Origin of the sequence: Pontibacter pudoricolor (assembly GCF_010092985.1) — a bacterium.
Taxonomy (GTDB): Bacteria; Bacteroidota; Bacteroidia; order Cytophagales; family Hymenobacteraceae; genus Pontibacter; species Pontibacter pudoricolor.
Window position 1 is genome coordinate 3,516,667 of sequence record NZ_CP048106.1, and the last position, 12,900, is coordinate 3,529,566.

8 protein-coding genes are annotated in these 12,900 nt (G+C 47.2%); 1 reads left to right on the forward strand and 7 read right to left on the reverse strand.

Annotated elements, in window-relative coordinates:
* Window positions 1–86: 86 nt before the first annotated feature.
* The 7 genes from dgt to GSQ66_RS15270 all read right to left on the reverse strand — a co-directional run bounded on the left by dgt (window position 87) and on the right by GSQ66_RS15270 (window position 9,513).
* A complete protein-coding gene (gene dgt, locus GSQ66_RS15240; protein ID WP_162428250.1) occupies window positions 87–1,457 on the reverse strand; it encodes a dGTP triphosphohydrolase in 1,371 nt (456 codons plus the stop codon).
* 29 nt (window positions 1,458–1,486) lie between these two features.
* On the reverse strand, window positions 1,487–2,431 hold the full coding sequence (locus GSQ66_RS15245; protein WP_162428251.1) for a DUF3667 domain-containing protein: 945 nt from the start codon (window positions 2,429–2,431) through the stop codon (window positions 1,487–1,489).
* A 496-nt stretch (window positions 2,432–2,927) separates the two neighbouring features.
* Complete coding sequence (locus GSQ66_RS15250; RefSeq protein ID WP_162428252.1) at window positions 2,928–5,057, reverse strand: T9SS type A sorting domain-containing protein; 2,130 nt, start codon at window positions 5,055–5,057, stop codon at window positions 2,928–2,930.
* A 286-nt stretch (window positions 5,058–5,343) separates the two neighbouring features.
* Window positions 5,344–5,919 (reverse strand): hypothetical protein, encoded by a 576-nt coding sequence (locus GSQ66_RS15255; RefSeq protein WP_162428253.1) that lies wholly within the window; start codon window positions 5,917–5,919, stop codon window positions 5,344–5,346.
* Between the two features lie 23 nt (window positions 5,920–5,942).
* Window positions 5,943–7,451, reverse strand: a complete 1,509-nt coding sequence (locus tag GSQ66_RS15260) for a M56 family metallopeptidase (protein WP_162428254.1) — start codon at window positions 7,449–7,451, stop codon at window positions 5,943–5,945.
* Window positions 7,448–7,837, reverse strand: coding sequence for a BlaI/MecI/CopY family transcriptional regulator (locus GSQ66_RS15265; RefSeq protein WP_162428255.1), 390 nt, complete (start codon window positions 7,835–7,837; stop codon window positions 7,448–7,450). Before GSQ66_RS15265 ends, GSQ66_RS15260 begins: the two co-directional genes overlap by 4 nt.
* 1,175 nt (window positions 7,838–9,012) lie before the next feature.
* Window positions 9,013–9,513 (reverse strand): hypothetical protein, encoded by a 501-nt coding sequence (locus GSQ66_RS15270; protein ID WP_162428256.1) that lies wholly within the window; start codon window positions 9,511–9,513, stop codon window positions 9,013–9,015.
* Window positions 9,514–9,713: 200 nt separating this feature from the next.
* Here GSQ66_RS15270 and polA point away from each other — a divergent pair, with 200 nt between their 5' ends.
* A complete protein-coding gene (gene polA / locus GSQ66_RS15275; RefSeq protein WP_162428257.1) occupies window positions 9,714–12,551 on the forward strand; it encodes a DNA polymerase I in 2,838 nt (945 codons plus the stop codon).
* Window positions 12,552–12,900: the final 349 nt, after the last annotated feature.

Sequence of the window (12,900 nt, forward strand, 5' to 3'; positions counted from 1 at the left end):
CACAACTTTGCCGGCCCTTTTCGACTCTCGCCTAAGGTGTGTTCGGGATGACAGTAGTGTTTAAGCTTTACTAATTCGTAATTCTCCTAATACATTCTCGGCAACTCAATACCTTTAATCTTTCGGAACAGGTTAATAGCTGCCTGGTCTGTCAGGCTGGTTACGAAGTCGGTGATATGGATGATGCGCTCGTAATCGGATACAGAATCCGGCAGTTTAATATAGTGTGTTGGAATAAGGTCGGCAAGTTTACGGTGGCGTTTCGACTCCGGCAGAAATACGGCCTTCATGCAGGCATCCAGCAATCCACCCAACACTTCAAAGCCAGCGGCTTCAATTTCCAGCACCGGTTTGTTACGGTAAATCTTTTTAATGGAAAGTATTTTGATCTCGTCTAGCACTGGTTTGCACTCCAGCAGATTAATAAGCGGTGTATCAAAAGTTCCGGCTAATAATGCGTCCTCGTTTGCCAGGAAAACGGCAGCGCATTCATCTATCAGCTTGCCTATAATGCGGGCACGCAGGTAACCGATCTCTTCGCGCCAGTCGTAGAATTTTATAGTTGATACACGGTTCGGATCATCCTTTAAGATCTGTTTAAGCAATTCTATACCTTGCCTGTGAGGCACCAGGCCAAGTTTTAAACCGTCTTCAAAATCTATGATGCGGTAACAGATATCGTCGGCGGCTTCAACTAAAAAGGCCAGCGGGTGGCGGTGGTAAAACACAGTGTCGCCATTGCCTTTACGCAATAAGCCTAACTCCTGGGCAATAGTGTTAAACCAATCTTTTTCGGTCTGAAAGAAGCCATATTTTTTTTCGCTGGTGTTCTTCGTCTCCTTAATAACCGGCAGCGACTCTTTCGGGTATTTAGTGAAAGTAGCAAGCGTGGTATAGGTCAGGCTTAAACCACCGGATAAATTGCAGTGTTCCGGGTAAGTATAAGTCAACACCCTGAAACCGGCAGCGTTACCTTCAAAACTCAATAAGTCTTTGCGCTGGGCTTCGGTCAGGTTTTGCATAAAAGGCTGGGCAGCTTCGCTCTCAAAATAAGAAGAGATGGCATCTTCGCCGGAGTGGCCGAAAGGTGGGTTGCCAATATCATGAGCCAGACAGGCAGCGGCAACTATATCCCCGAAATCTGCTTCCTGTATGTGTTTTTCCTGTGCTAACGCCGGGTTGCGCTCCAGTATGCTTTTGCCAACTATACGGCCCAGCGTACGGCCCACTACCGATGCTTCTAAACTATGGGTAAGGCGGGTATGTACAAAATCGCTTTCGGGCATGGGCATTACCTGCGTCTTGTTCTGCAGCCTTCTGAAAGCCGAAGAAAATACAATACGGTCATAATCGCGCTGAAACTCGCCCCGTACCGATTCATCCGAAGTATATTTTTTATCGGCACTTTCGAAGCGTTTTTTAGAGATCAGTTTGGCCCAGGTAGTTGTATGTTGCATAAATAAACGTGAGAGACAGAATAAAAATATTAGCTCATAAGTACGCTGACAGCCAGTGTACCCATCAGGAAAATAAACAATGTAACTAAGTAAACAAGGCCGATGGGCAGCAGGCTTACCAATGTTTTTATAAAAGAGCGCTTATACACCCGCCGTAATGCCAGAAATAAGTACAGTAACATGATCACGATAATAAGACTTCCGAGATCAATAGCAGGCAGCAGCTTACCGAGCAGAATGGCAACTATAATCAGAATAAAGTAGAACGTATGCAGGTGGATGGAAAACATGAGATGCTCTACATAGTTGCGGCCTAGCTTACGGTAATACAGGGATAGCAGCAGCGCAAAAAACGGCATCAGCAGGAACATCATAAACGACGTGTTTTTCATCAGCTTTTGTGTCGATTCCTGATCTTTGCTGACAAACCTGTTAAACTTTGCTGAAAACTCCCGGCCAAATTCGCTTCCGCCAATGCTTTTTTCCAACGCCTGCACGTCTTTATCCTGCTGCATAAGTGCTTCCAGCTTTTTAACCTGCGCCGAGTCAGCACCTGTTAGCAAAGTATCTGGTAAACTCGTACTGATGGATACTCCTGGCAGCAACGTTCTGGTCGATTTGCCCTTCTGATCTGTAACCGGTTCCTGGTGGTTGCTTTTGGTAGTAACAGCCAGCACAAAAAAGAAAATTAAGCTGACAAACACATATAACCGGAAAGGCGGAACATAGGATGCACGCTGGCCAATGTTAAATTTCTCTGTCAGCAGGCCGGGCTTTAGAATAAGCAACTTCAGCGTTTGCCAAATTTTGGTATCAAAATGCAGTGTGCCTTCAAAAAACTCAGCTATCAGGTGCTTAACCGGTACATTCAGGTCGTGGTTTTCCTGGCCACAGTTAGGGCAATAGTTGTACGCTTCTTCAAAAGTGTAGCCACAGTTGGGGCATTGAGTAAATTTACGTCGCTTTTTAGCCATCGGTAGCGCAACTCAGCGGTTCATACATCAAATATAGTTTTATCTGAATAAATACCTCACTCAAAATATTTCCTGATTTAACAGCTAACATTTTAACACACTAATGTTACGACTGCCAGGAAAACAGCCTTTTTTTTAACCATTGTTTGTTGCAATACCAGCTGTAAACGCATTTTATGCAAAACAAAGACTGAAAATACTGATGTTACGAAGGGCATGCAAATAGCCTTGCAGAATGGATATTATAGGCATTCTTTTGTAACAGATCTTCGAACCTTTCCAAGCTAAAAAAACAAATAGGCAGCTCTAAATACATTGTCTGGCAACAGATTATGACATTGCACCTATGCAAAATAAAGTGTTAGAGTTTGTGGGGCGTGCATTTGTTCCGGCAAGTGGCACGCCCGTTTTTTTTATGGATATAACTATAGTTTAAAATATAAAACAAGTGTGGGCCTGACGCAAATTGTTCCGGCCCACCCATTTCTATAGTAGCTTATAATTTCACAATCTTAGTAGTTCCGCTGCTTTGTCCGGAGCTCCATTTAAGAATGTAAACGCCAGCCGAAATACCGGTCATGTCGAACTCCAGCGGCAGGTTCATGTCCGTAAACGTTGTTTCGAAGTTGCGCACTATTTTCCCGGAGGTGTCATACAGATACAACTGCATGGGCGTATTCTTGTTTACCAGGAACCTTACGGTGAATTTCTGGTCGGCCCCTACCGGGTTTGGCGCCACCTCAAACTTAAACAGAAAACTAGGGTCTGTTACTCTTGCCACAAACGTGAGCTTGAAAGAGCCATCTTTATAGATCACACGCAGCCTGTAATAGCCTGTACCACGCAGAGGGTCCTGATCGGTAAAACTGTTTTCAGCAGCGGCATCTACCGACCCTATGTCTGTAAAGTTTATGCCGTCTTCACTTCTTTCAATCACGTAACGGACAATATTTTCCTCCGTTGCTGCCTCCCAGGTTACTACTACATCGTGCTCCGAGTTAAAGTCTGCCTGTAAGGTAGCTACCTCTTCTGCCAGGTTACAAACGCCATCCAGTTTCGGCTTCATAACCGGCTTGCGGCAAGCAGTTGCTACGTTCTCCTGCGTACTGCTTGCTATTACTACTTTGCCGCCCTCAATATCTTCCGGGCTAAGGTCGCGGAAGGCTCTGGCAAACTCGAGGGCGTAGTGCATTACTGCGCGTTGCGGCAAAATTACGTGGCCCAGCTGGTGGGCATGGCCTAACTCGTGCAGCATAACAGTTTCAAAGTCGAACTGGCGGCCCTCAGGAGGCCCGGGGCCATACTCCCAGGTAATGTTGCTGTTAATTTCCATGTCAAATTCAGACATCCACCAGTTTATTACACCGGTAGCTACTACCTGGCAGCCGCGGTAACGGCTCAGCGTACGGGCCAGCACATCTTCGCCTACCGTAGACTCAGGCTTAAACGTGATAACTATCTGGTCGTCGGCAGCGCTCTTATCTATAGATGTTGGGGCACCTATTTTCCAGTTCACGTTGGTGTTGCATATCCAGCTGTTCATGGCCCTGGTAAACCCCTCGCGTGCATTAGTGCTGCTCTGCATATTCGGTGCAAAGTGTATCGTGTAGCCACCCTGGCCATCTACATCAATAAGCGCAGGCTGGTACGAGATGGAGTCTTCGTAGAGATTGCTGTACGCATATATGATCGTTATCTTATCTGTAGTTGTAAAAGCAGTTCCCCCATCCGGCGTTACCTTTATCTCTCCGGTGCCGGCTGTTCCCCCATCTTCCCCAGCGGATGGGATGTACATCCTGATCTGCGTATTGGTCCAGGAGAGGTAAGCATCTTCCGGAGACTTTGTAAAGGTCTTGCCACCATCATCAGCGTTACGGAAAGATACAAAGCCCTTGCCGCGCACGTTGCCAAAGCCAGTTCCGGTTATAGTCAGCACTGTTCTGGTGCCTGCGCTTGCTGTTTTAGGGCTAAAACCCGTGATAACAGCAGCCAGTACGTTGTTTTGCTTCTGCGATTGCTGTTGTGGCGCAGCCTGTAGTTTCTTGTTGGTAGTTATAGTTCTATAGTTCGTTCCTGTATTTTTGGTAATTGCCCGGTACACCTGTTCTACAGAACTATAGCTATCAAAAACGCCCTGTGCCGTTTGCGCCTGCACATCATACCGGATAAAGCCCTGTTCGCTGGCATAAGGCCGCGCACTATAACGCGTATTGCCCGGGGTATTGGTGAGCCTGTTTTGCTGCTTCAGAAAAAACAGCCCCTGCTGCCCTTCTTTTAAAGTCAGCGCCACCGAGTACACATGTTTATCCAGGCCAACGGTGCCGCCATCGGTTATTACTTCCAGCTGCGTTTCCTGCAACGTGCCTTTAAATAGTTTATATACTTTAATGATGTTGGAAGTATAGATGTTTTCGCGCTGCGCATCCCAGAAAGATCTTTTAGAGATTACTTCGCCTTCAACCACCACATCGGCAGCCTGCACACGTTTTTCCAGGCTTACCGGAATCATGTGCATCCTATTATCAGCAAATAACTTCTGGGTAAAGAGCAGCAGAAGGCACAGCAGTATCAGCCTGCTGCGGGTAGGGTTAAAGGTTGTACTATACCCGTTGTAGATAGTATTCATAGAAGAGATTATATGTATAGTTGTAACAGGTGCGCGCGTGATACCGGGGCTCAACTGCTAAATTGCTTTTACGCAAATTACGGTACTAGAGTATAAAAGGTATTCAGGTCGTTTGTTGCACGTTACAGTTTTTTACTCCCGATCTCGTTTTAGCGGGTTAAACAAGTTCTACAGTTCAAGTTAGTAATATTCAGTGAACTATATAGAATACCATGCAGCTATAGGCCGGTAAATAAAAAAGGGCTGCACATGGCAGCCCTTTTTATAGGTATAGTTTGGTTACAGATCAGTCTTCAACCCTGACCTCACGGTTCTTGCCGTCTTTTTTATAAGTATAGTTAAACGGTTTTCCATCGCTGTTTTTCATCATGCTGCGGTACTTGTTGTAAATTTCCTGCGACTGCTTTTTGCCATCGATGTATAACCCTGTGTTGTCAATCTTAAAGTCCACTTTTTCGGAGCTATTCTTTATCAGGCCATCTTTTACCAGCTCTTCGTTCACCTTGTCAAGCACTCCGGAAATCTCTTCGTGGCGCTTCATGCTCTCCTCATGGCGTTTCATACTTTCGTCGTGCCTTCGCATACTTTGCTCATGGCGGCGCATGGCAGCGTCGTGCTGCCCCTGTATCCGGCGAACGTCAACTTCTACACGTTTACCTGCTTCGTCCTCCATTCGCTGCGAATGCGCGCTCATTTCCGCCTGAAACTGCTGCATGTCTTTATGGAATTGCTCCATATCTTTCTCATACTGCTTCAGATCCTGCTGGTATTGTTTCTGTTGTTTTTTTAGTTCAGTCTTGTTCTTGCCATCCAGGTTAAGCGGCATAACCGGAGGAGCAGGAGGCGCTGGTGGTGGAGACATAGGTGCCATTGGAGCCATTGGCGCTAAAGGTGCCCGAACGCCCGGTGCTGGTGGGCAGGTGGCGGCGGCGGAACAGCCATCCGATCCTTGTCAACCAGAACCCTGTACTCGTAATGACGCTCTTCGCGGTTGTTACGGTTACTTCTGCGGGCTTCGGCAACGGCTTTCCGTTCGCTGATTATCTCACGGTCTACTTCCACGCGGCTGGCTTTAGGTGCGTTTTTAACGGCTTCCAGGCGCTGGTTTATCAGGGCGTTATATTCCGGTATGTCCTTCTTCGGTATCTGCTTGCCGTTTACATACAATTCGGTCACTTCCCCTTTCTTGTTCTTGATGATCACGACATCCTTTTTCTTACCCGTGGTATCCTGGGCAGTAAACGAGTAAGCAGAATAACTTTCTTCCGACTCTGGTACTGTAACTATAAACTCAGTTCTTTCTTCAGCTATAGATTCGTCAGCAGGTAGCATTTTAGCTGCAGGCTCATCTTTCATACCAGCCATAGCGCCAACCGACAAAAAGACCATGCTAACAACTATAACCAGGGCCGCCATAAATCCTTCTGAAAATGTAGGGCGCAAAGAGGGCTGTTCTACCAGTCTTTTAATACGACTTAGTAAAGATCCTTTTCTGCCTGCCAGGGTCAGGGCCAGTTTTGGTGTAGCCGGGAGCTGCATTTCTGCGATCGCGGCCAGGGCACGGGCATAGACAAGTGAGTTGCCACAAATAGCCACTGCCATGTCGTCGCAGCAGTTCTCGCGCTCATCGCGCACCACCGCCGACATCCACCACATGGCCGGATGATAAAAGAACAGCATATCAACTATAGACTGCAGCAGATTTACCAGAAAGTCGTTGCGGCGAATATGTGCAAGCTCGTGGGCAAGAATGGCCTCTACCTGCGCTGCGCTTAAACCTGTTACCGCACCAACCGGCAATAAAATAACCGGCTTGGCAAACCCGATAACCATCGGCACCTTTACCATTGCTGATTCGGCCAATTGTATCGTTTGCTTTACACCGATCTGCGAGGCTATAGTCTGCAAACTCTGCTGCCACTTAACTCCGAGTACTTCAGAGCGGTAACGTAAACGCTGCATAAAAGCCAGTCCGCCTAAGAACCGGAGAACCATAACTACAAGGCCCAGCAACCAAAGCGTCACCAGTAGCGGCAGGTGCCGCTCAAAATATAGCTGTGCTGTAGTGAAAGGGTCTGCTATAGTTGCAACCTCTGCAGCCGCAACTATAGGTGTGCTTTCGGAAAGTAATACTGCGCCATTGCGGACTTCTATAGTTGCAGTTTCGGGAGCCGAACTATAGTAATAAGAAAAGGTAGCCGCTGAAAGAAGTAGTTGCAGCAGCATAGCGCCAGTGCCCATAAAATAACGCAACGTTGCTTTATGTTTTTGCAGTAGCACCAGCAGCAACGCCAGTGTTAGCGCCACCAGTGCACCCTGCCATAACGAATGCAGTAAGGTCCAGCCGAGCGCTTTTACCAACGCCTCTGAAGCCAGTTGTGAGATCAGGTTCATTTATTACCTCCTTCCAGTTTATCTAACAGGTTTCTTATTTCATCTATTTCTTCTTTGGATGTGTGCTGGCTGCCCAGTGCCTGCATCACCAGCTTGGAGGCTGATCCCCGGAAAGTTGTATCCAGGAAGCGGTCCAGCAAACGTTGCTGCGTACTTTCCTCGGACATAAGGGACTTGAAGATATGCGACTTACTTGATTTATCGGCTTCCAGGATGCCTTTTTCGGCCATTATCTGCATCAGCTTCAGGGTAGTGGTGTAGCCGGCATCCTTGGTTTCGCTGAGTACATCGTGCACAAAACGCACCGTCGAAGGGCCGTTTTGCCACAGCACCTGCAGAATCTCCAGTTCGGCTTCGGTTGGTTTGTAAGATTGGTTCTGGTTCATAGTTCTTAAAAGACAAAAGTTAAAGTGTTACAGCTGCATCACTAAGTTATACGAATGTTTTCGTAAATGGAAACTTTATATACGATTTTTTTCGTAGATAACTGTAATAAGTATATTGTCTTAATAGCTTGAACCGGAATTGAGGTTAGTTGTAGTTTAGGTTATAGCGTTATAATCAGCGTTTTAACCCATGTCAGCTCTGAGGGGAATTTCTATCTCTGGTTTAGTTGGAGTTCTGGTTTTATGGTTTCCTTGGTCCAAACGCCCTGCTCCTCTGCACTACGCTCGCTACCTTCGAACCCGCTTCCCGGTAGTCTGAGGTGAGGAGGTTTTGGCTACTTCTCCATCTGTCATCCTGAAAGGATCCTGTTAGAAGAGAAATGAGACCTTTACTATAGTTTAGGTTATAGTTCTATAGTTGGCGTTTTACCCCTTCCCAGCCTTCCCCTTTTATCAAGGGCCCCTACCCCAGAAGAGGGGAAGGAGCTTTTGGCCTTTGTTATAGTTTTAGATTTTGTTTTATAGTTGCTGTTTTAACCCACCCTGCCCTCCCAAGAGGGGAATTACGGCTGTTGCTATAGTTTTAGTTATCGTTTTTTAGTTTCCGTTTGTCATCCCCCTGCCCCCTTCAAAGGGGGACTTTCTGCTATAGTTATAGTTAGCGGCTATAGTTTTATAGTTACAGACCAGGATCGGACAGGTCGCGACCTGTCCCTACGGAAATATAGCCACGATAAAGGTCGAAGCTTAACTGGTTCAAATTATAGATACTGGTTGCTATGAGAAAGATCACAGTCTTTGGGTTGAGCGCCTTTGCTTTGTTGCGGTGCCGTGAGGCAACCCGAGGAACGAGGGTAGCAAGAAAGCAGCAGCGCGATGCCCTTATCGAGGGCCCCTACCCCCAAGACGGGGCCTCCCGGCCATGAGGGCACCAAGGCCTACTATAGAACTATAGGCAGGTAAAGCTCCCAGGATTAGATGTAACTATAGAAGAAATGCTTGGTTCGGATAGTAAAGCAGTCAACTATAGCACTCAGATTTCTCCCTATAGTCGAAATGACAGAAGGAGACTACAGGCAGTATGAAGATTGTGCTGTTACTCCACTCTAAATGAGAAGCCAGCAACTATAGAATCCAAATCCTTCAGCTCACGGGCGCAATAACAGAAGAGAAACTTACAACCCGCTCACTATAACCTTCGACACAACACCCAACACTACGACACCAATACCGAAACCGGCAGCAGCATTTCCGAAACGCTTGCGATGTGCCTGCTTTTTAAACGCCTCTTCGTAGGCCGGCTCTTTCATTAAATGCGCATTAGGATTTGCGACCGTTGCAGTACTTGGAGGCACCACCGAAACCACGGTTCCTGTCACGAGCCCGGCAGCCGGGTAAAGTATCGTTGTTCCCATCGTTCCCCAGAAAACGCCTTTTGATTTATAGTAAAGTCTGGCATCCTCCCGCCCCTGAATCCGGAGTTTTGCAGTTTCTTCCATCGTTTCACGCTCCAGGCTAGTCACTTTAGCTTCAACTATAGTTACTGGCTTTACTTCTTCAGGAAGCACAGGCTGATAGGGCATAAAACTATAGTTTGTAGCAAAGGATGATTTCTGTGCGCTGGCAGGTATGCAGATAGCCAGAGCTGCGAAAAGGATAAGTAAATATTTTGCCATCGGCTAAGCTTTAAAATATTCTATTCAGAAGGGAATACGCAGGGATTGTAAAGAACTACAACCACTGCCCCTTCTAACGTATACAAACCAAAACCGGACAATCAATTGCTGAATAAAAATCTGTAAAATCCTATTTAAGCTTTACAGCAACTATAAAGTATAGATTTGCAGATAATAGCCACACACGCTACCTTTATACTATGAGCGAACCAAGAAAAAAACTGTTCCTGCTGGATGCCATGGCCCTGATTTACCGGGCACATTTTGCGTTCAGCAAGAATCCCAGAATAAACTCAAAAGGCATGAACACGGGCGCAGCGCTTGGCTTTACCAACACACTGGTAGAAGTGCTGCAAAAAGAGAAACCAACGCACATTGGGGTCGCCTTCGATTCTGCCGCTAAAACCTTCCGCCACGATAATTTTGCTGCTTACAAGGCCAACCGCCAGGCCATGCCCGAAGACATTTCGCTGGCCATACCTTACTGCAAAAAGATTGTAGAAGCTTTCAACATTCCGGTGCTCATCCTGGATGGTTACGAAGCCGACGATATTATTGGCACCATGGCCAGCAAAGCCGAAAAAGCCGGTTTTGATGTGTACATGATGACCCCCGACAAGGACTATTGCCAGCTGGTAACGGAACACGTGTTCTTATACAAGCCTGCTTTTTTAGGTAATGCCGTGGAAGTATGGGATGTGCAGAAAGTGCTTGAGAAATGGGAAATCGAGCGTGTGGAGCAGGTAATCGATATACTTGGGCTGCAAGGCGATGCTGTGGACAATATTCCGGGCATACCGGGCATCGGCGAAAAGACAGCCAAAGCGCTGATTCAGAAGTATGGCTCCGTAGAGAACCTGATCGCCAACTCGCATGAGTTGAAAGGCAAGCAAAAAGAGAACGTAGAGAACTTCGCGGACCAGGGAATCATGTCGAAAGAGCTGGCGACCATACACTGCGATGTGCCGCTGGAGTTTAGTGAAGAAGGTTTGCATTGCGACGCACCCAACGAAGAGCAACTGATTAATCTGTTCAACGAACTGGAGTTCCGGCAACTGGCGCAGCGTGTGTTAGGGCAGCCAATGGCAGCTGCGGCGGCAAGTATAGCTACCAAAACAGCAAAACGCAAGACTTCAGAATCAGGCCAGACGTCGCTTTTCGGAGCGGTGGAAGCGCCTGCCGAAGAAACTATAGTGGATGCAGCCCCTGTTGCGATGCGCAGTTTTAAAAACTCGATGGCTGACTATCATCTCATCAACACACCCGAGCTGCACGAGAGCCTGGTAAGTTATTTAGAGCAGCAGGAAGAAATCTCTTTCGACACCGAAACCACAAGTATAGATGCGATTACGGCCAGGCTGGTGGGTATGTCGTTCAGCTATCGTCCCGGCGAAGCCTATTACATTCCGGTTCCGCCGAACGACAAGGAAGAAACGCTCCGCATCGTTAGCCTTTACAAAAAAGTGCTTGAGAATCCGGCTATCCAGAAGGTTGGCCAGAACATTAAGTACGATATCATGGTGCTTAAAAACTATGGCGTAGAAGTGCAGGGGCCGTTGTTTGATACGATGCTCGCGCATTATTTGCTGGAGCCGGAAATGCGCCATAACATGGACGTGCTTTCGGAAACGTACCTGAACTATACGCCTATTCCGATTACTGACCTGATAGGGCCGAAAGGCAAGAACCAGTTAACGATGGCTGACCTTGCCCCGGAAGATGTGAAGGATTATGCCTGCGAGGATGCCGATGTTACCCTGCGCCTGAAACTATACTTTGAGCCCCTGCTGCAGGAACGTAACCTGATGAAGCTCTTCCATGAAGTGGAAACGCCGTTAGTACAGGTGTTAGCCGATGTGGAGCGCGAAGGTATAACGATAGATTCGGATGCACTGGCCGATATTTCGACGCAACTAGAGAGCGAGATCATTACGCTGGAGAAACGCATTTTTGAAATAGCCGGAGAGCAGTTCAATATCGGGTCGCCGAAACAGTTAGGAGAGGTCCTGTTTGATAAATTAGAACTTCATGGAAAATCAAAGCTTAAGAAAACTAAAACAGGTCAGCATGCTACCGGCGAAGAAATCTTATCTAAACTGGCTGGCGAGCACGAAATTGTAAGGCTTATACTTGATCATCGCCAGCTTACCAAGTTAAAATCGACGTACGTGGATGCGCTGCCGCAACTGGTTTGCTCACTGGATGGGCGTGTACATACCTCGTTTAACCAGGCTGTAACTGCTACTGGCCGACTAAGCTCCACTAACCCGAACCTGCAGAACATTCCTGTGCGTACGGAACGCGGCCGCGAGATACGTAAAGCTTTTGTGCCACGCGATAACAAGCACCTGCTTATCTCTGCCGACTATTCCCAGATCGAGCTTCGTATTATGGCCGATTTCAGTGGTGATCCAACCATGAAAGAAGCTTTCAAGAACGGACTGGATATTCACGCATCAACGGCCAGCAAAGTGTTTCACGTGCCACTCGACCAGGTAGATGGAGAAATGCGCCGCAAAGCCAAAACTATAAACTTCGGTATCATTTACGGTATTTCGGCATTCGGTCTGGCAGAGCGCTTAAGTATACCGCGCCGCGAAGCTGCCGATATCATAGAAGCCTATTTTCAGGAGTTCCCGGCTGTGAAGGAGTACATGGATGAAGCTATTAACAAAGCCCGCGAAGATGAATATGTGGAGACCTTACTTGGCCGCCGCCGTTACCTCCGCGACATCAACTCCCGCAACCAGAACATCCGCGGATTTGCCGAACGTAACGCCATTAACGCTCCGATACAAGGCACCGCTGCCGATATCATCAAAATTGCGATGATCAACATACACGAGTACCTGAAACAGGAAAACCTGAAAACCCGCATGATCCTGCAGGTACACGATGAATTGCTGTTCGATACGCCGAAAGAAGAAGTGGAGATTGTAACGCCGAAAATAGTAGAATTGATGACGAACGCCTTACCACTTAGCGTGCCGATGGAAGTTGGTTTAGGTGTTGGAGATAACTGGCTCGAAGCGCATTAAGGTTTTTTGAAACTATAGTTTGAAGCGGTGGCTGGAGTTGATGCTTCAGCCACCGCTTTTTTTGTCGTGATCCTGAGCGTTAGCCGAGGGATCTTAATCGTCCTATAATTTCTCTTTTGTCATTTCAAACAGTGTGAGACGCGAGTCGAAGGAAGCCAGCGCAGCTGTGAGGAATCTTATACGTCCTATAGATTCTGTTGTGTCATTTCGAACAACGTGAGAAATCTGAATTCTATAGTATGCTACACTACTTTTCAAGCCAGGCCTTCTATTTCATAGCCTTCTTTAATCCTGGGAGCTTTACTTACCTATAGTTCTATAGTTGGCTTTGGTGCCCTCACGGCCGGGA